The organism is Pseudomonas sp. GW821-FHT01C01, from assembly GCF_059422645.1.
In genome coordinates this window covers 85198-104231 of the sequence record NZ_JBWKXF010000001.1, presented here as the reverse complement: position 1 = coordinate 104231, position 19034 = coordinate 85198, and the positions used below count along the sequence as shown (strand labels likewise).

The window sequence follows — 19034 nt, the reverse complement described above, 5'->3', positions numbered from 1 at the left end:
CGAATCGCGAAAGCCCGAGGTTTTCGGTATCAGATCAGATTCACCGAGCCCAATGGACAACTGGTGAGCGTGGGCTTCGAGTGAGCAGAAGACAAGCTAGCTGGCGACCTCTATAACGATTTTGCCGACATGCTCTCCCGCTTTAATTCTCCTATAAGCGTCACGGTATTCAGCAAACGGGAATACCTTATCGATAACGGGCTCAATCTTATGCTGGGCCATTGCGGCCATCAAGGCATCGAAGTTCGCCCGCGGGCCAATGGAAGTGCCAGCAACTGAAAGCGTTCGGGAAAGTATATCAATCGGCGGAATCCCGCCGCCAAATCCGCTTGTGAAGCCAACCAACGTGACATCACCACCAATTCGAGTCGACGCTGCTGATTTGACGATAGTCTTTTCTCCGGCAATATCGATCACTTTATCGACCCCTTTTCCATCGGTGAGATCGAGGATTTTCTTTTCCCAATCAGGGTACGTACGGTAGTTAACAACCGCTTCGGCCCCCAAAGCCTTCAGTTTCTCAGCCTTCTCTTCAGATGAGGTAATAGCAAAGACACGTGCGCCATACATTCGCGCGACTTGAAGTGCAAACAATGCAACTCCACCAGTACCTTGGATAAGAACCGTCTGACCTGGCTGAAGAGGAGACGACAAACTGAGGCCTGTCCAAGCTGTAACAGCTGCGCATGGCAGTGACGCGGCCTGAATATAAGACATGTAGGACGGTAGATGAACAATTGCGTTTTCATGCAGCTGGATGTATTCGGCAAGCCATCCGTCAGTGGTCATACCCAGGCTGTCTGCTTGATATTCGGGTAACCACGAACCGCCGATCCATGCAGGATGACAAGCTGCCGTGACCCGGTCACCTGCCTTCGCTCGAGTAACAGCGCTCCCTACCGCGACCACCTCACCAGCGCCATCTGACAGAGGAACACCATTTTGTCGAGTTAGCCCGCCATATGCGCCGTCAAGGATGGCTTGATCTCGAAAATTCAGCGATGCGGCGTGTACACGGATCAGCACATCATGAGGGCCCGGAGTCGGTACCCCTTCCTCATGCATTTCCAGATCGGGCTTGGCCCCATTGGTCCATCTCACGACTTTCATAAGCAGTAGCCTCCGATAAAAGGTCCTGTCAAAGTATGATGAAGCTGATTATTAGACAAGAACCGACTATTTTGTTGGTAACCCACTCAGAGGTAAGTATGGCAACTCAGAGAGATTGGAAATGCGAAGATCCCAAGCAACAACTCGCCTGGGCAGCTGCGACAAGAGAAGCCCTGCAAGTTATTGAAGGAAAGTGGAAGATCGTCATCATCTGTCAACTTTTCGGAGCGAAAGGACCTCTGCGCTTTTCTGAGTTGGAACGACGAGTCGAAGGCGTCAATCAAAAGATGCTTATCCAGCAACTCAAGCAGCTAGAGAGGGATGGCATCGTCAGCCGCACGGTTTATCCACAAGTGCCGCCTAAGGTAGAATATGCACTTACCGAAATGGGTACTGGCTTGGCACCCTCGATGGCCGAACTTATAGATTGGGCTTTCAAACGCCGTGAGGCGCTCAGACAGCGCCCAGAATCTGCCGATCCACTATAGACAATAACCCACAGGGCTTCAGCGCCGTATTGAGCTGGTCTTTTTGACAACGCCCGCCGGGACCCAGGCACGCCAGTTTCGCGGGTCGATTTGCAGGATCTTGTCCATATGTCGCGAAAGATCGACCACAATTCCGTCGGTCAGTGACTGCCCGTTTGTGCCCGTCCCTCCTCCTTGCCGTGAGTTTTATCCGGCGATAGGCCGGTGCGGCCAGAAACCGCGCGACACAGGCCACATCGTCCTTATTCAATGGAAAACAACTTTTCGGCAGGCGTGCCAATTACTCGCCGAGGTAGGCTTTCTGCGCCTGTTCGTTGTGCAGCAACTCATCCGCTTGACCTTTGAGTGCAATGCGACCGCCATTGATCACATAAGCGCGCTGACAGGTCTGAAGCGCGAGCTTGGCATTCTGCTCCACCAGCAAAAGCGTGACACCTCCCCTCACAACTTCTCGAATGGTCTCGAATATTTTTTGCACGATGATCGGCGCGAGCCCCATGGAGGGTTCATCGAGCAGGAGCAACTTGGGTTTGCCCATCAGTGCACGGGAAATAGCCAGCATCTGCTGCTCACCACCGGACACACTACCGTCGCTAGTCAGTGCGTTAATCGTGAAAGCTTCGAAGTCATTCAAGCTGGCTCAGCCGGGCCCGACAGCCCGAAGCAGCGACTTTAAGAAAAATGCATCGGCACGCCACCTACTGCTGATCCGGCCTCCCTGCAAAGACGAGCTCATTGCACTGTCATAAATTGTCTCAGCTGAAGCCCGTCCCGTTCTTGAAATCGTCTCCTTTTGCCGGTACTTGTAGGACACCAAGCTCATGCAGGGAAAGCAACCATGCAAGCAAGATTCAGAGTGATTGAGACCACCACACTGGACGATGGTAGCAAGCGATACAGGGTCGTTGATCTTGTAGAGGGTGGCTCAGCTAGCAAGCATGGTGTCTTCAAGGTCAGGAGAGGGGCAGACGCTGTTTGCTCGACATTGAATGCTGAGCATCCGAGGCAGTTAGAAGTGCCTGCTGTTGCACCGAGTAGCACCTACTGAGCCGGTGCGGTATCTCACTCGCTACTATGCGGAGCTGCTTGAAGATCTGGTTTCAATAATGGAAGCGGTGACCTCAGACGCAAGGCAGCTTGAACGGGAATAGCACCCGCCTGCTACGCTGACCTCTTCCACGGAGGAATCACAATGTCGGACGCAGACCTGCTCCCTTCCCTACTGTTCAAAGTCAATCAAAACCAGCTTGCCCTCGAAGCCGCGATCATGGAGCTGACACTGTGGGTCGAGCAGCGCGGATCAGCGGAGGTTGCCGGCAACATTCGTGGGGCTTTGGACATAGTCAGCAAGAACGAAGAGTTCATCAATATGACGCTTGCGGTGCTGATGACGCCGGATTGACTCGTTTGCGCCGAATGACAGATTTCGTTCACCCACTACGCAAATGCCTGATCGTCTGTGCGCTTTATTAGCTCATGGCCGGTCTTCACCAGCAAGCCAATGAGTGGCATCCTTCCAAGCGCCGATGGTGACCAGTTCCTCCAGCGTTTGGAGCAATATTTTTTCCCAACTCAATGCGAGGCGGCTGCTTCGCCTATCTTTGAGTGTCGTCAGGGTGACAGTCGATCGGATCCCTGGTCGTTCAATGGCATGTCCAACCAACGTAGCCAAGTACGAGGAGCACACGCATACAGGCGATTGGTGGCAAGCCGAGAACAGTTTACTTGCCTATGCTGAACAAGGAGCAAAGGAAGCTTGGCCTCTCGACGCGCTGATGCGAACAGGGCTACATCACGATGTTCAGGATGGCCTTCAACAGCTCTCTCGGTCCGGAACACCGTACGCCACTGACCTTCTGCGCATACTGAGTGACCACGCTGGGACGGTGACGGGAGTCATTCGCCGGGAGGAGCACGCCAGTACCGGCCGCGATGACAGCCCCTATGCCGGCGACGTCACCGCTTTTGAGCCGGAGCAGTTGGATGCCCTGCTGGCGAGCCTATCGCAGCATTACGACGAGCGTTCGGAGCTTCTTCGCGCCTGGTACCGGCATTGGGAATATCAGGGGCATGGTCGGCGGCTGCTGGCCGTGCTTGAGGAGCCGTTATTATCGGGAAGCGGTGGGCGACGGGACCTTCATATGCTGCTTGACCTCGCGTTTCAGACTCGACGTAAGCTGAGTGGTTTACGGGCAGCCTGGAAATACTTGGTTCAAGGGCAAATTGTGAGCGGCGCATGGTTTGGCTTTATGGAAAAGCCTGAGATCACACGTCATAGGCTGGACTTAGTCGCGAAGCATTACCCGATGCGTTGCGATGAGTTTGCTATCGAATCAACCTACTGCCTGTTCTCTGAGCCCGTCCCGGCTCGCATCGCGCCGAAGGATGTCATGGTGTACTTTCTTGCGCGACAAGACCGGACCGAGGAGGCGGTGCAATTTGCCGAAGTCATGGTGAATTGCATCCTGGAGGATACACGAACCCTTCCGTTGAGTACTCCTCGGTGGGCTGCAGAGCTTCTTGCTCCCACCGTGAGCGACTGTAAAAGCGATGATCTTCGTATCCTCATTGCGCGCCTGGGTTGGCCATCCACCTCCACGCGTTGGTGGGCTATGCAGGAGCTCGCGGTACGCTTGGCAGAACCCACGAATAAAGCAGCGACGGAAAGAGCGTTGCTCCAGCGCTTACGTGAGTGCCAGCTCGAAGCGGAAATCGTAGAGCTGTTATGCATCTTCTGGATGGCCGCGCAAGGGTACGGCTATGCACCCGCTCTAGAATTGGCTAGCGCCTTTCCCAAGCCTTCCTGGCTAGCCTCTCAACTCATGGCAGAGATGCGTTTCGCAGTTGGAGACAAGGCGGAGGATTTAGTCCAGCTACCAACGGAGTTCGAGCTCCCGCAAGATTTCGAGGGTGTGCAGGGCGTCGATTTACCCCGTATGTTTCGGACCCGCATGCAGAAGTTGGAGCGCCAGCTGAGGTTGCCTTTTGTGAGACAAATGGCCTTCGAGTGGTCGTTGACTCAGGCGACTGATTCGGACGGCCCTTACCAAGGTGATGACGGGTACTTCACCCGGCCGATGGGGGGAGGATTTGTCGGACAGCTGTCGTCACGAACCGCCCTTCGGGCAATATCGGCCTACCTGCGTACTCTTGATGTTGGAAAATGTATCTGGAAGATGCCGGCACCACTGATGGCAGAGGCCGCGCTCTTGGCATTGCCGGTGCATCCAACCCTGGCATTCCTCCGTCCACGCCGACCCGAGTGGTACCCGACCTCAGGGTTTGACTTCGCCGGTGATGCAAATGCGACGGAGACTGCGTTACGAACCTTGCTCGCGAGTGTTGAGCAAGCGCAGCCAAGCGATGAACTCATAGCATTTAGCTCACCAGTTTTCATGTCGCCGGAACTTTGCTTCGAGGTCTCCATGGTGCGCTGGCTGCAGGCCGACTGCGGCAACGTCACCGATGCAAACCTGGCGACTCACCATGATAGCTTTTGGGACAGCGAGCAGGAGTTATCTTCATCGACCATAGGCCCATTGAGCACCACAACTTCCGTTCGGGGGTCCCTCTCGATGAACTGCGTGATGAAGACAGTGCAAGTTGGCCACTCGCCGGGTTTCTCGACTTTGACCGGATTGGCTATCTCCAGCACGACCTTTACCCATCACGTCTCTTCGTGCCGACCGTAAGCGGAACAGCATCGGTCGACATAGCCCCTTCAGGTGGCCAGCTGGAGGCAAAACGAAACAACAACACCCTTGCAGAACTTGTCTATTGGAATGCTGGTTGGGGCCCGACACGTCCCTATCAACTCCGCGGCAACTGTGGTACTGCGCTCATCTCTCGCGGAACGGCGTACCGCGAGGTCCCAAGTGGTTCCGTCCAGCCAACGCGCAGCTTTTATCTTTGGCGCGTTCGCACACTAAAGCGAGACAGCAGCTATGGTCCGTTCGACGAAGAGCTGACATCAGGGGCACTGTTCGTTTAGGCGAATTGTCAGCCGGACCATTCCTCAAGGGACAGCTACCGCAGTCTCTGACTGCGGTAGCGCTCACACAATTGCAGACTCGCTCCACCGAAGGTGAAACAGTCTGCATGGTATTGAAAGTTGGCGCCGTTATTTGCGCACACCCCGCGAACCTGGACGGGCTTTCAACGCCGCGCGAATGGCCTCGAAGCGGTGGCGAAAATCGTGTCTGTATTTTTTATCCAGCCCTGCCGTCACTTCCCGCGCAAATTTGTTAGCACGTTTGAACAGCTCGACCCGGCCATTGGAATCAACGGTGAATACCTGTAAGCGGTGGGAGAAGTTGCCAGTGCCTCCTGCACGTCCCGCAAGGTAACGCTGCATTTTGAGTACCCCGATCAATTTCACCTCCTCGGATTTGAGCAGGCTCAGCAGGCATGACCGATCCACGTTGATGCGATGGCCACCGACTTCCCAGCGGTGTTCCCCTCGCCCTCCAGTCGCGCCCCAAGCTTCGGTCCTGAAGCAAACCCCAGTACTGTTCGACCAACAGCGCCCTCCTACATCGTCAGCCACCAACGCCAATTGGTCACGCACCCAGGCACTGGGTGCCGGACGACGCTGCGCGCTGATAAACGCGTAGGGGTCATGCTGATCAAGGTTCGAGTCGGTACGTGCCACGCCATCTATCCAGGTACGAATCCCATGACCGCTCCGCCCGAAATGACTTTCGACGGACTCCGGATCTTCAGGTAGAGAGCAGAAAAACCTGCCCTCGGTCAGTAGCGTCATCACCACCGCAGAAAGGTCGTCGACCGTAACAAGCACGCTAGAAAGCGAAACCGTGCAATCCGTGGAAATTGACCAACGCCCACTGACCGGTAACGATTCGCTTGTTAATTGGGCTTCAGAAATGCCCAGCATCGGCTGCAGTAGCGCATGATCGTCGCGTTCGCTGGCGGTATTATCCGTCTCCGGCATCGGTATGGCATCGCTGTCGGGAAGATCGACGGGGAACAGATCAGTGAGCTCAGCCAGCCACTGACCGTTTGCGCACGATAGACGATAGTGCTCAAGAAAATCGGCCCAGGCATCATCGCTCCATTCATCTCTGGTTACCTCGCGCGTCTGCAAGAACTCGCCCGCGCACAACATGAGTGCATGCCACCCCAGGTAACCGCCATAACGATCGACTTCCGGCATCGAGCCGGACGACCAATCATTCTCGTAGGAACGCCGCGCTCGGGGATCGTCATACATGGAGTGGGCGTTGGCATCCCAACCGTGCACCCAATGCGTCATGCGGCTTTCAGTTTCCCATTCTGCGCAGCTGAATACGCGACACAGTCGCTCGACATGGTACTTGGTGAAGTCGTAGTCGAGGTGGAAAGCCTCCGGGCCTGGTTGCGCCGTGTCCGGCTTAGGCAGATAGCGACGTTTCTGGAATTCGCGCGCCATGACCTGAGGGAAAGGCGATCGGTTCGTGTTGTCCAGACGCAGCAGCAGCTTGTCTCGTTCAGACGGATCCAGTACGGCGGCCAAGACGCGCAATGTATCAATGGCAAAGGCACGCATGACGACATGGGGAAAGTTGTCGGCAAAGGCCACCTGTTCGAAAAACTGAAGGTGCACGACGAGTTGTTGTGGATGATCCAGGGCAATCCGTGCCAAGGCAATCAACAGCCATAGTTGGGCATGCATTGGGTAGGCCGGCAGCTTGGCATCACCAAAAGGGCCGATGCCAGAATCGGTGAAGCGCTGAATTAAATGGGCGATGACATCAAATCGCTTAACCGCCGCCAAGCGCGATACTGCGTGCACTGCACGCCAGCGCATGGGCGCATGCGAGTGCCCCAAACGAGCCCAAATCAATCCAGCCGTGACCCCTTCTGGGTTCAATACCAACGCCAGCTCAGGGGTCCACGGGCCATCACCGATCTCCCCTGGCAGAGTGACTGCAGCCAGCTTCAGCAAACGTGTGAGTCCTTCTGCCAGAGCAGCATCCCGAACACCAGGGGCCAATTTTGCCGCCAATCCCAGCCAGGCATCTCCCGACACTTCAGCGACGGACGACCCCAGTCCCTCCAGCACGGCATCGACAAGCCCTGCGCGATCACTGTGGAAATATTTCAATAACCCGTCCCAGCCTGCTGAACGCCGGCTCTCCGATTGCAGCAGATCCTCAGCGTGCTGACGCGCCAACCTCAGTCCGAGTTCTGGCAAGGCCAGATCCATGGCCGGCGAACGGGCGCCCCAGATGGGTAAAAATTTGTCTAAAGCCCAGATCTTGTCGCTCAGACTGGCGACACCGCTGGTCACCACGGCCTGTACGAAGGCCAAGCGCCGGGCCGGGGGTTCCTGGCCTGCCAGATGCGCAAGGTCGCGTAACGTCCCCAACGGCCAGCGATGACCGTTGACAGGTTCCTGCTCGAGTATCATGCGATCGATAGCAACTGGGTCGGCCAGATCGATCGCCACGTTCGCCGACGGGTTTGGCCGTGGCTCACTTGGTGAGGTCGTGGGCTCCAAGCGCAAGCGCTTTAGGAGTGCCGCAAGACGCATACGAGAGGGCGAGGTGTTGGGCAAATATTCGGCGGCCAGCCGATTCCATGCCTCGAGGTGAGATCGCGGTGGCGACAATTGGTCATTGCGATCGAGTTCAATCAACAATTGTTCAAAGAACCATTCGTGGTGCTGAGCGGGCAACGAAGCCAGTGCAAGCTCAGCAAACTGCCCAAGAGACCAAGTCCAACTTTCTATCGGCGCCGCCAGACCAATCAGGCTCGTCGCGATGTCGCCACTGACTTTGCCGTGGCGCAGTAGCTGGGTCAGACTCGGGCCCAGCGACAGACCCAGCGCAGCGTTGTCCCGGTCATCGAGTCGGGCGATCACCGCCAGCGTGCTCAGGCCAGCGATGGGCACCATGGCTTTGGCGTATTCGGACCAAGGGAACTTGGCATCATCGTTCTGATTGAGCTCAAAGATGCGTGCAAGCGTATGCCCCGCCTCTGCTGTTAACTCTTGCCCTTGGTAATGCCCGGTGAGCTCCAGCAGGAAATTGGTGCGATCAAAATCTTCTGAGCCAACGGCTTCGGCCAAGTCAAGGGGACGTCGGAAGTACACGGCCGCCTCTTCCGGTGCAATGCGCCAGACCGCTCGGGCTAACTCACCATAAGCACTAATCCGCGCACCTATCTCTGTCTCCAGTAGAATTCGGCGTTCCACCTCTTTTGCCAAGTCGAGCGCAGAGTCATGACAGGTCGCCTCGCGCGAGAAGCGCTCGATGACCCCCGTCAGTTGCGGTATGTAGAAGCCCGGCGCATCAGTGAGCCAGGTGACCATGAGTGAGGCCACCTCAGCGTCGATCACCCCAAGGGCGTCGGCCACCTGAAACAGCGCCTTAAAGCCGACTCTGGCGCGATAGGCCTTACCATCAGTGAAGGGATACTCCGAGGACTTTTCAACGTCTTGCGCCAATTGCGCCAGAGCCTGACAGAGTAACCGCCGCGCGGACGGTGCATCGGCAGCCCGCACCAAGTCAGCAATCACCTGGGCATAGGGCAATAACGGTTCAACTCGATGTTGCAGCGTGTTGCGATATTCTGTGCGGCGCCGATAGTCGAGCTTGTTTTTGCGTCGACGTTTGCCGTCGTTGGTTGCTTCCTCCAGACGTTGGCGCAGCGCTCGCTCGAAGGTGGCCGCTCCCCGTGTATGCAGACTGCGGGGTACCAGGAGCAACAGCTCATTCGGGACGAGTTGCATCAGTGTGACTGGCTTTGCGTGCACGGCGGCTGTCAACCCGGCCTGGACAACTAACAACTCAGGCTGTTCATCACCGCCCCATCGACCGAAACTATATAAATGAGGGCGTGCCGACTTCGTGCTGGCCAGAATTGCTTTCGCCTCCCCGGGACACGCCAACGCAATCGCCTGAGCGGCGCCGGGCAAACAGAGTGCGAGCGGGACTGACGGTTGCTGCTCACAGGCAGCCGCAAGGCGTCGAATGAATTGGCGGTCTTGCGCCGAGTCGCGCTGAGAGTACTGCAAAGCGGCAGCCCACAGACCAGGCGACGCCAGTCGGCAGCGTTGCAGGCGCCGCCGAAGGCGCTCACTGGGTGGATTATTAGTGTGCAGATGACGTTCGAACAGGTCGAATAAAGTACAAAATGCACCGAACGCGGTCTCGGGCTTTTGCCGAGCAAAGAAATTAGCCACGCGAACATCATTGCCCGCCAGTGCTTCGACATAGGCAAAACCGATTTCGTCCAAGCGGGTCGAAGCCTTACCCGGCTCAAACACTTCATTTTCACCCCCATCCCGGGCTAGATCGTGCCATTCGATTGCACGGCGCGCATGACGACGTGCCTCATTAAAATCGCCACCAAACGCATAGGCCAGGGCTATAGCCGCATGCCGTCCGCCCGGCCAACCGACTTGAGTCGAGAACAATCGACGTAGCGCCTCGGCATCATCGGCGATGGCAGTGAGGTCGGGATATTCATAAAGGAACCGGTCGGCTCGCTCGTGGCCTGCAGCGACAACCGACGCTTCGAGCAACAGTTTGATCAGGTCTTCACGGCGCTTCTGCACCACACATAGCGCGATGGCGGCGCTGATCCGCGCCAGGCGAATGTCGCGGATGCTGACTTGAGTGGCCGCCAAGGGCACGCGCTCATCAAAGGCCAGCGCGATCAACGAGTCCGCCTCACCCAAGTTGGTGAGCAAGGCAGGTAGTGCGCGCGCCGCATAGTTCGAGGCAACCTGCCTGGCGAAGAGTGCCGTGACAATTGTGGTACGGGCAGTCATGTCGACGGAGTGGGTGCGACGAATCACATCCTCGGTGGGCTCATCGCGGAACATCAAACCGTGGCGGGTGCGCTCAAGCAGTGGGGCCAAATCGGCCGCAAAGCTTTCCGCCTGCGCCGAAGGCATGCCGCAGGCACAAGCCAACTCCTCGATGGGCACCGGCGGTGGCAGTAATGCCAGACCGGACAAAAGCAAGTTGATCTCATTGTCCAGTGCGCCCTTGGAACGCGCCTGTGCCCGGGCGGCCTCAATTCGCTGACGCAACATCTGATCGAGACGCTCGCCAGGTGTAGCGGTTCGCTCCTCCAGACTGACAGGCAGGTCGAACGGGCGCCCTCCGCTTAGAAGTGTGTCCAAGCACCTCGCATTACCACCGGAGCGTCCTACTAGTGCCACAATTTCTACCGCGGAGGCACCCGGCACACGGGCCAAGATCAATCGCCGAGACTCGTCAGTGGAAAGAGCGGGAACCGCCAACGTGCGATGTTCAGTCGCCCCCACAGCAATCTCGAGGCGCTCACTGCGACAGGAGGAGACTATGTTCACTCCCGCAATAGGTTCGACCGCCAGGCTACGCAGTAAGGCATGTGCAAACGAGTGGGAATGGGTCTCCTTGGCAGCCATCGCGGAGTGATCGATAGCATCAAGCAAAATCACCACGTTGGCATCGTGCGAGACCTGACGCAGTGTCGTGACCGCTTGTATCAAGCGCTGTCGAAAGGCGCGCAGCAGGCTTACGGGTTCGACTGTGGGTAAAAGGATGTCGCACAGGCCGTGACCGGCCAACAAGTTGGCTAAGTGAACCAGCGTTTTCTCCGATCGATGCCGACCATCCGCAGGGTCTCGCCAGCGACCGGCACCAAAACCGTCGAACACCACCACATGGTCGCGCTCACCCAAGGCGTCGGCGAGGCTTTGCATGAGCACAGTTTTGCCCATGCCACCGGAGCCGTGGATCACCAGAGGCAGACCAGGTTCTCGGATCAGGGTCAAGGCGTCCTGGAGAATGGGGCGCGCGATAACCGTGACCACCGGCGGAAAAGCGTCCTCTGTCGGGTAGAGCTGTTCTTCGTGGGCGATACCGAGTTCTGCCAGTACGGCGACGCGATTAATCCGTTTGTCGCCGTCCAAGTCCGATGCCTTGCTGCGTACAAGACTGCGCAGTTTGAGCAAGCGGGTTTCGGCTTGTGGATCACTGGTCGCACTCCACGATGCCAAGATTTGGCCAGCAGCACGCTCAGCCTCACGCAAAGAGCCACGAGCACCCGACAGCGAGAGGCGTTTGAGCAGGCATCGGTGGTCGTGCGGGTAGTCGTGAAGTGCATCGGCCAATTGCGTTTGTTGCCGACCAACGTCACCGGTTCTTTTCTCACCTATGATCGTCGCGCGCAGTGCTTCGATCAGGAGGGGATGAATCGGTCGGTTAGTCACAAAATCGTAATGAACGACCTGCTCGACATGCGCCTGGCCATGGCGTGTTTGTAATTCAACATCGGTCTGTGCAAATTTCGTGAGTGTCTTTGCTAGCACTGCTGCGCGAACAGCAACCTCGGCACTGGCAATTGAATATTTGAATTGGATGATGTCCACACGAGAGGCATGCGCCACCTCCGCATGGCCGTAATAGCGGACCAGATCGGCAATTTCGACGGCGCCACTATCCAGGCCGGCTTCATCGACCTCCTCAAAGCCTTCTAAGGTAATTGACGCTAGGTCGGTTCGGGGCAACAGTAACTCTAATGCCATACGTGCCGCCCAGGCCTCATGGAAGGCATGCCCTGCTTTCGAGGCGCGCACCTTATCTATGCCTTTACCCGCCCCGAAAGCGCCACCCTTTTCCTCGCCGGTCATTTCCTTAGAACTCATTCCTTCGCCCATTTTGATGAACAGTGCCGAACAGGCGACCATGCGTGAAGTTAACACCGGCTGTCAGCCGAGCGGCTGGATTTTGCCGATTATCGGCCGCTAGAGCGATCGACTAAGCCCCTTGTTGCCTGTTTCATCGCGCGCCAGTCTGGCCGCTTTTGATTTTGCACAATCACCGCATCTGGAAACGGTCAGATACTGCGCCCATTGTCCCCATGGATGTGATTATTATCGGGAGGCGCTCACCAAAAGTTGAAGCTAGTCCTTCGGGAACAAATATTGCCCCGTTAAAGCGTTGGCTTTGACTTGCTTTTGGTCGCTACCGATGGTACTCACGGCATTAACCGTACAATCGCTCAACCAACGACCGTCGCTTCAAGACGAGGCCCAAAAGCGTTTTTACACACTCTGTATCGAAAGCGGCCTTACGCCAAAAGGGATCAGAATGCCTGCACCGACGAACACTCTGTAGCCTTTATCGGGAGGTGTGTACCTGACTTTGCTCTTGGCACCGCATCGGCCATGGATTCCTCCATCACATTTAAGGAGTCTTCAACGCTGCAGATTTTTGGGGCCGTGGCTTACGCTTGGTTGCGGGAGCCTGACGTCCCTGCGTTAGTTGCTGCTCCAGCGTGTCAGCACGGGCCTGCTGCACTGCGGCACGTTGCTGGGTTTGGCTGAGCTCGTTTTGAATCGACTCCAACCGCCGTTGCAACTGATCGACGTGCCGCCCGACCTCTTTGAACTGGGTCGACATCGCCTTGCCCTCCTCTCGGGCGCGGTCGACCTCTCGGTGCGCACGATCCTCGACTCCGCGTACGTAGACTTCCTGCGCGACGCGTTCCTGCTCGGCCTTGAGCCGCAGCGCCTGCAGCTCCTGCTGTAACGTCAGGTTGTGCTGCTGGGCTTCACGGCGCTCGTGCAGCAAACCTTCACGCTGCTGCTGCAGATCCTCGATCTGCGTCTGACGCTGGGACAGCAACAATTCCAAATCAGCCAGGCGCGACTCGACCGCCTGCCGCCCGGCCACCGCCTCCGCTGCCTGCTGGCGAAATTGCGCCGCATCCTGACGCGCCAGGCCCTCGACCGCCGCCACTCGTTCGCGCTCGGCAGCCAGTACCTGACGCTGCTCAGCCAAGGCCTGCTCGGCCACGCCTTGGGCCAGGTGAATCGCCTGCTGCCACGCCGCGACAAAGGCTTGCGAAACCTCCCCCGGGAGTGCCGGCAGGCGGGTCTCGCCGCTCAGGCGCTCGGCCAGGCGCGCCCACCATTGATCGAGCAGGCCGCCAACCCGCGCCGGGCTACCGCGACCCAATTCCAGGCGCACGCGCTCGACGGTCGGCCGTTCGCCGCGGGCCAATACCGTATCCGCAGCGGCAAACACCTCGTGTTCCGGTACCCCTACTGCCATGGCTCATCTCCGGCTATATTAGGTCTGATAATGAAAGATTATCCGACGTTATTTGCTGATTAATGGAATTATCATACGTTGAATGTAATAGATCTTACAGATCAGTTGGCCTTGGTCGAAGACACCCCGTTGGACCTGCATGTCCTGGCCGTAAACGCCCAGGACGCCGCGGCGGCCTTTATCGCCGCCGGTACGGCAGCCAACACCGTGCGCAGCTACCGTAGTGCCCTCGCCTACTGGTCGGCCTGGCTGCAGCTGCGTTACGGCCAGGCACTGGGCGATGCGCCCCTGCCGACCACGGTGGCCGTGCAGTTCGTGCTGGATCACCTGGCGCGGCCGCTGGCCGACGGCGGCTGGGTCCATCTATTGCCGCCCGGCATCGACGCGGCACTGGTCAGCGCCGGGATCAAGAGCAAGCCGGGGCCGCTGGCGTTCAACACGGTCAGTCACCGCCTTTCGGTACTCGGTAAATGGCACCGGCTCAACGAGTGGGACAGTCCGACCGAGGCACCGGCGCTGAAGACCCTGTTACGCGAGGCGCGCAAAGCCCAGTCGCGCCAGGGCGTGAACGTGCGCAAGAAAACCGCGATCGTGCTCGAGCCATTGCAAGCGCTGCTCGCCACCTGCACCGACGGTCTGCGCGGCGTGCGGGATCGCGCCCTGTTGCTGTTGGCCTGGAGCGGTGGCGGTCGCCGGCGTTCGGAAGTGGTCGGCCTGCAAGTCGGTGATGTGCGCCAACTGGATGCCGACACTTGGCTGTATGCCTTGGGCACGACCAAAACCGACACTGGCGGCGTGCGTCGCGAGAAGCCGCTGCGCGGCCCGGCCGCAGCCGCGCTGGCCGCCTGGCTGGCGGCAGCACCGGCCGAATCCGGCCCGCTGTTTCGTCGCCTATATAAAGGCAACACCGTGGGTCGCGCGGGACTGTCGGCGGACCAGGTGGCGCGTATCGTTCAGCGTCGTGCCAAGCTCGCGGGGCTAGACGGGGACTGGGCGGCACACAGCTTGCGTTCGGGTTTCGTCACCGAAGCAGGCCGCCAGGGCGTGCCGTTGGGCGAAGTGATGGCCATGACCGAACACCGCAGCGTGACCACGGTGATGGGCTACTTTCAGGCAGGCGGCCTGCTCGACAGTCGAGCCAGTCAACTCCTCGGACCGACACCGGTCGCGAGCGAATCTGCGTCAGAACCAGCAGCCGGGTCAAAGGGGACGAACGCCTTCTGCGCATCAACCATGACGAACGCTGGAGACTGAGGTGGTTGCGGCGCTGATCGATAGGTCTGTTGGAGAGATAAAGCCACGTAGGCAAGTGCTGCGTATACCTGCAGTTACATAGGGAGCAAGTCAATTGCGAAATGTTCCTGCTGGGAGTGCTGCGGTGGGAGGCCGCTCGCGGCACCAACTAATTCGCCGGCAGAGCCACGGCTCAGGTAGCGTTCGACGCAGGCAAACACTGAGAGGAAGAATCGCTTCAGCGCATTGATCGCGGTACCCTCGTGATCCTCGTAGAAATACTAGAGATAGCCCATGGCATCGCGGTCGTGAATAACCATGTCTTTTTTTGCAAATGGTAGGAATGGTCCAGACCGGTGATTTCGTCTGGGAGGAACTGGAAAATAGAATGTAGCATTTCGCTGAACTGGCTGTTTGGAGCGATAGGAGCGAGGCTGTACTGGTTGCAGGCTTCACGGTGGAGCAGGAAGCTCTGTAGCGGAAGATTCTCGAGTAACGTCGGCACTAGGATGATCGGGGGCAGTGCCTTGGCGATTTACTATCTGATGCTGACGTTCCTGCTAGGTTTTAGAGCGCCGACTATCTCGGCCATATGGCGCATTAGTCTCCGTCTGGTAAAGACCAACCCTGGGACACCAATTTACAGCGCACCATCCAATGCTTAGCGCGTTCCGTAGGTGGCACCCCCTGCACGACTGGGGTAGTCCCGCCAACGCCCCAGTGCCAGAATGAGCTCTGTTCGCCAGAAACCGTATTGCCTCTCGCTGGACCGGCGCATTTATGAGGCGCCCTGTCGCACTCGGTGACGTATTCGTTGTGGACGTGGGGCATGGCTATTTGATACCGTCCAAAATCCTATCTCGCAACTGTCGACATCCACAGTCGGCGTCACGCACCGGAGATGCCATGGAATGGCCGAAATTCGACCTCAACGTTCCTTTCCGGTTGTTGTTGACCTTCAATGCGACGTCTCTCCTGGTGATCGTATTTTTAGTTCAGAAGGGTTACGTGCTGGGGTATTTTTTTCCTGAGCATGCCCTTGTTGTTGCGCTTCCCAATTTCGTGTCGTACGCCCTCTATTTCTGCGCCCCCGTATTGCTCACCGGCTTGAGCTTGGTGCTCAGCTCTTCGCTGGGCAAGGATGAGTTCAAACCAGGCCAAGTTGACTCGATTGATCATGCCAACAACAGTTTTTTGCCGAGTTACCTAGGTTATTTCTTCGTGGCGCTCAGCGTTCCGAATTGGGAAACCCTGCTTTTTGTATACGGCGTCCTGTTTGTTTTTACCTACCGGTCACAAGCGCTGTATTTTAACCCGCTATTTTTATTATACGGCTATGAGTTCTACAACATCACCACCACGGCGCGCGCGTCAATTTTCCTGATTTCACGAACTAGGTATAAGTTGCCGGCTGACGTGGTGATCGAAAAGGCTTATCGAATCAATGACTATACGTTCATAGAAAAAGGCTGAGCATATGGATTATGTACTGGTGAAGGTGAAAAAACTCAGAAGAAAACCATTCTTCAAGTTGATTTCTGATTACACGCTTTTCAACGACCTGGGTATCGATCCCGCCGCTTGTGTGGACTACAACCCTGATCACAATCTGGACGAGGATTCCTGGTTCAAAGTTGAGGAGTTCTCCGCCCAAGCGTTTTGTGTCGAGATGGTGAAAGGCGACTTTGATGCCAAAGAATATGACGACTTGGCCAAACGGCTGTTCAATGACATCTCCTACATAGTGGCGAGTCAAGGGGAAGACTTCTACTTTCAGAAAGTCACGCCTTCACTTTTTCTCAAACGGAAGACCGTGGTCTTCGGCGAGGTTGCGGAGATTGAGGAATCCCAGAGTCGCTTAGTGATTAATGCCCAGCCGGATGCAGTCTACCTCAGAGCTTCTGACACTCTCATCTTCAGAAATTTGGCCACCATTTCCAGCATTTTTCCAGGGATCGATGAACTGTACAAAGAGGCAACGCAAGAAGAAGTTGAGCAGTTTCTTGAAAAGCCTTTCATTACCCTGTCCAACGATTTTGCAGCGGAAAAGGTTTCCAAACCGAATCGCAAGCGCATTGCCTTGGCGATGGCAACGTTAGAAGCGTTACCCGAACAAGACAAAGCGGGAATGCTGACCTACATTGATGGCTACTGCGGTCAGCAACTTGTCTTTGATGTCAACAGTGGCCAGTTCAAAATCTCGACGGACAACGAACTGAAGTTGCTGATTTATGGCATTGAACAACGGTTTTATACCACCCAATTCGGTCAAGAGAAGCGACTGGCCAACTCAGTTCAGGCCCTTGGCTGATGGGGCCGAGACGATGCATGCATCTGATCAGGCGATACTGAAGACCACCGTTTTCCCCCACACCTTCGCCTACGGGACAGTGGACGCTCCAAGGAGAAGAGCGAAACGGATTCTCAGTCTTACGGCAACTGCCCGTGAAAGCGTATTAAGAACGAACAGGCATAGCCGACGAATGTACCGATGCACCGCTGCTCATCGCTTGGAGATGATGTGATAAGCGGGCCACTTGCACGTTGCGCGACCTATTCAGTCAATGGTCGCCACTGTGTTTGCTAAGCTGGAAGTTGAGCTCCGTCAGGTGCAGCGAAGATGGGCCTACTATGAGCATCAGCGTACTCAATAACCAGGGCCGTTGCTAGATGCCACCCCTGAGTAGTGTGCAGGTACAGCAGATCCTGGGATGCTATTCCAAGCCGTGGATGCAAAGGGGGTTACTCCTGGACCGCGACAACAGGCCAGTGGACATGACCGATTATCAGCGCCCTGCTCCAGGAGCCCCTGCATCAAGACGCTTCGCTTGATCAGCGAGGCGCGAATCTGCGCAACTTAAAGCCCACTACACGATCCGTTGTTGATGATTGCTAGCTGGAGCAGCCCATGACACCACTGCAAACACTCTACTTCATTCCCAGTCTGGGTCAGGAAATCTCCGATTTTCTGCTGCACACCGTACCACTGCGCAGACAGCGTAAGGTGGCGCGCTATCTTCAGCATTTCGACTTATGGTTGCGCCACACTCGGTACAAATCGCTCAGTAGTAACCTGCTGCCGTTAGAGGCATATGTTTATTTTTATCTTTCGCATATCAGTTTGTACCCAGGACCGGCAGAGCCGACAGAACCCAGGAATTACTACCTGCCAGTATACCTCGATGATTTGCTCATCAATCGTGAACTGAAGGGCTTGGGTCGACTGAGCAATCGCCAGGCCGCTTCTAGAATCGCCGCCGCTATGAACTGGCAGGAACATCGCTTCGGCAAAAATCTGGACCCCCTGCGTTGCCAGATGAAAAAGCTCTACCGTCAAGCCAAGAGCTTTGTCCATACCACAGAGCTCACGGCGCACTCAAAACTGCACTCACGCGAATGTCTGGAACTGGTAAGTGACACATGCCGGGGCTTGGACCACTGGGTGAGAGATCTAGCGATGATTCGCTTGATGAACGAAACGGGATGTACCACCTATGACCTCGCGAGAACACAATGTGCTGATCTGATTTGCGAAAGCGTCGATGACTGGCACTTCCAATTCGACAACAATAAAAAGGCCCGCCTGACTGAGGATACTGCAATGCTCCTGCAGGTGTTGCTCGGTCGGCATCATCACCTGTTAGAGTATAACGGTATGCATCCGCACCTGTTCAGCATGGGGGATGCTCAGGTCGAGTTCGCGATGGACGCTCATGAGATAGACGTCGTATTGGAGCGCCGCTACCGCTTTGCGCTGATGGTGAGAAGCGTGAACTGCGCTCCGGCTATCGACCTTTACTGTCAAGGCGCAGATCCCTTTCCGGAAGATTTTGTCAGTGAACTCACGGTAGTAAGAACACTCCATGAAAAACGTAAAAAGGTAGTCAATCTCCAGTTTTCGCTTGATGTTGAGACTGGGCTGAAGCAAGCAGCGTCAACAGAGTTGGAGGACCATTATTTTTACGTAGATTGGGACGACGCGATCCGTAACGCCAGAATGGCTTTGGCCGCAACGGAAAGTTCGGGCGCCTCCTGCATATCCAATGCGATGGACAATTCCAACCTGCGCAACGGTCGGGTGTTCATTACCGAAGAAGAAAATGACAACATACGCGGGGTTGGTTGGCGTGAGCGCTAATCACCTTAAGCA

11 protein-coding genes and 1 pseudogene are annotated in these 19034 nt (G+C 56.6%); 7 read left to right on the top strand and 5 right to left on the bottom strand.

Annotated elements, in window-relative coordinates; all coding sequences use genetic code 11:
* Positions 1-96: 96 nt before the first annotated feature.
* Complete coding sequence (locus tag AC07XF_RS00365; protein WP_495024927.1) at positions 97-1110, bottom strand: zinc-dependent alcohol dehydrogenase family protein; 1014 nt, start codon at positions 1108-1110, stop codon at positions 97-99.
* A 98-nt stretch (positions 1111-1208) separates the two neighbouring features.
* Here AC07XF_RS00365 and AC07XF_RS00360 point away from each other — a divergent pair, with 98 nt between their 5' ends.
* The gene (locus AC07XF_RS00360) at positions 1209-1598 is read left to right on the top strand and encodes a winged helix-turn-helix transcriptional regulator (protein WP_495025080.1); all 390 of its coding nucleotides are present in this window, start codon (positions 1209-1211) and stop codon (positions 1596-1598) included.
* Between the two features lie 18 nt (positions 1599-1616).
* On the opposite strand, the gene AC07XF_RS00355 is transcribed toward AC07XF_RS00360, so the two are convergent.
* Together AC07XF_RS00355 and AC07XF_RS00350 are read right to left on the bottom strand one after the other, a co-directional pair.
* Positions 1617-1727, bottom strand: a complete 111-nt coding sequence (locus AC07XF_RS00355) for a hypothetical protein (protein WP_495024926.1) — start codon at positions 1725-1727, stop codon at positions 1617-1619.
* A gap of 151 nt (positions 1728-1878) precedes the next feature.
* Positions 1879-2184: pseudogene (locus AC07XF_RS00350) on the bottom strand (ATP-binding cassette domain-containing protein); the annotation flags it as partial.
* A gap of 606 nt (positions 2185-2790) precedes the next feature.
* On the opposite strand from AC07XF_RS00350, the gene AC07XF_RS00345 reads away from it, so the two are divergent.
* On the top strand, positions 2791-3000 hold the full coding sequence (locus AC07XF_RS00345; RefSeq protein ID WP_495024925.1) for a hypothetical protein: 210 nt from the start codon (positions 2791-2793) through the stop codon (positions 2998-3000).
* 244 nt (positions 3001-3244) lie between these two features.
* Entirely contained in the window at positions 3245-5290 is a 2046-nt protein-coding gene (locus AC07XF_RS00340) for a hypothetical protein (RefSeq protein WP_495024924.1), read from the top strand.
* 428 nt (positions 5291-5718) lie between these two features.
* On the opposite strand, the gene AC07XF_RS00335 is transcribed toward AC07XF_RS00340, so the two are convergent.
* Together AC07XF_RS00335 and AC07XF_RS00330 are read right to left on the bottom strand one after the other, a co-directional pair.
* Entirely contained in the window at positions 5719-12282 is a 6564-nt protein-coding gene (locus AC07XF_RS00335; protein ID WP_495024923.1) for an ATP-binding protein, read from the bottom strand.
* Between the two features lie 499 nt (positions 12283-12781).
* Positions 12782-13651, bottom strand: coding sequence for a DNA-binding protein (locus AC07XF_RS00330; protein WP_495024922.1), 870 nt, complete (start codon positions 13649-13651; stop codon positions 12782-12784).
* Positions 13652-13729: 78 nt separating this feature from the next.
* On the opposite strand from AC07XF_RS00330, the gene AC07XF_RS00325 reads away from it, so the two are divergent.
* The 4 genes from AC07XF_RS00325 to AC07XF_RS00310 all read left to right on the top strand — a co-directional run bounded on the left by AC07XF_RS00325 (position 13730) and on the right by AC07XF_RS00310 (position 19022).
* Complete coding sequence (locus AC07XF_RS00325; protein ID WP_495024921.1) at positions 13730-14905, top strand: tyrosine-type recombinase/integrase; 1176 nt, start codon at positions 13730-13732, stop codon at positions 14903-14905.
* 885 nt (positions 14906-15790) lie between these two features.
* On the top strand, positions 15791-16357 hold the full coding sequence (locus AC07XF_RS00320; protein WP_495024920.1) for a KwaA family protein: 567 nt from the start codon (positions 15791-15793) through the stop codon (positions 16355-16357).
* Between the two features lie 4 nt (positions 16358-16361).
* Complete coding sequence (locus AC07XF_RS00315) at positions 16362-17195, top strand: ATP F0F1 synthase synthase (protein WP_495024919.1); 834 nt, start codon at positions 16362-16364, stop codon at positions 17193-17195.
* 597 nt (positions 17196-17792) lie between these two features.
* Positions 17793-19022, top strand: coding sequence for a hypothetical protein (locus AC07XF_RS00310; RefSeq protein WP_495024918.1), 1230 nt, complete (start codon positions 17793-17795; stop codon positions 19020-19022).
* Positions 19023-19034 lie beyond the last annotated feature (12 nt).

What these genes read in the sequence shown, in the direction of transcription:
- AC07XF_RS00335 (WP_495024923.1), bottom strand. Translation starts at nt 12,282, where the DNA reads ATGGTCGCCTGTTCGGCACTGTTCATCAAAATGGGCGAAGGAATGAGT.
- AC07XF_RS00320 (WP_495024920.1), top strand. Translation starts at nt 15,791, where the DNA reads ATGGAATGGCCGAAATTCGACCTCAACGTTCCTTTCCGGTTGTTGTTG.
- AC07XF_RS00330 (WP_495024922.1), bottom strand. Translation starts at nt 13,651, where the DNA reads ATGGCAGTAGGGGTACCGGAACACGAGGTGTTTGCCGCTGCGGATACG.
- AC07XF_RS00345 (WP_495024925.1), top strand. Translation starts at nt 2,791, where the DNA reads ATGTCGGACGCAGACCTGCTCCCTTCCCTACTGTTCAAAGTCAATCAA.
- AC07XF_RS00340 (WP_495024924.1), top strand. Translation starts at nt 3,245, where the DNA reads ATGGCATGTCCAACCAACGTAGCCAAGTACGAGGAGCACACGCATACA.
- AC07XF_RS00360 (WP_495025080.1), top strand. Translation starts at nt 1,209, where the DNA reads ATGGCAACTCAGAGAGATTGGAAATGCGAAGATCCCAAGCAACAACTC.
- AC07XF_RS00315 (WP_495024919.1), top strand. Translation starts at nt 16,362, where the DNA reads ATGGATTATGTACTGGTGAAGGTGAAAAAACTCAGAAGAAAACCATTC.
- AC07XF_RS00365 (WP_495024927.1), bottom strand. Translation starts at nt 1,110, where the DNA reads ATGAAAGTCGTGAGATGGACCAATGGGGCCAAGCCCGATCTGGAAATG.
- AC07XF_RS00310 (WP_495024918.1), top strand. Translation starts at nt 17,793, where the DNA reads ATGACACCACTGCAAACACTCTACTTCATTCCCAGTCTGGGTCAGGAA.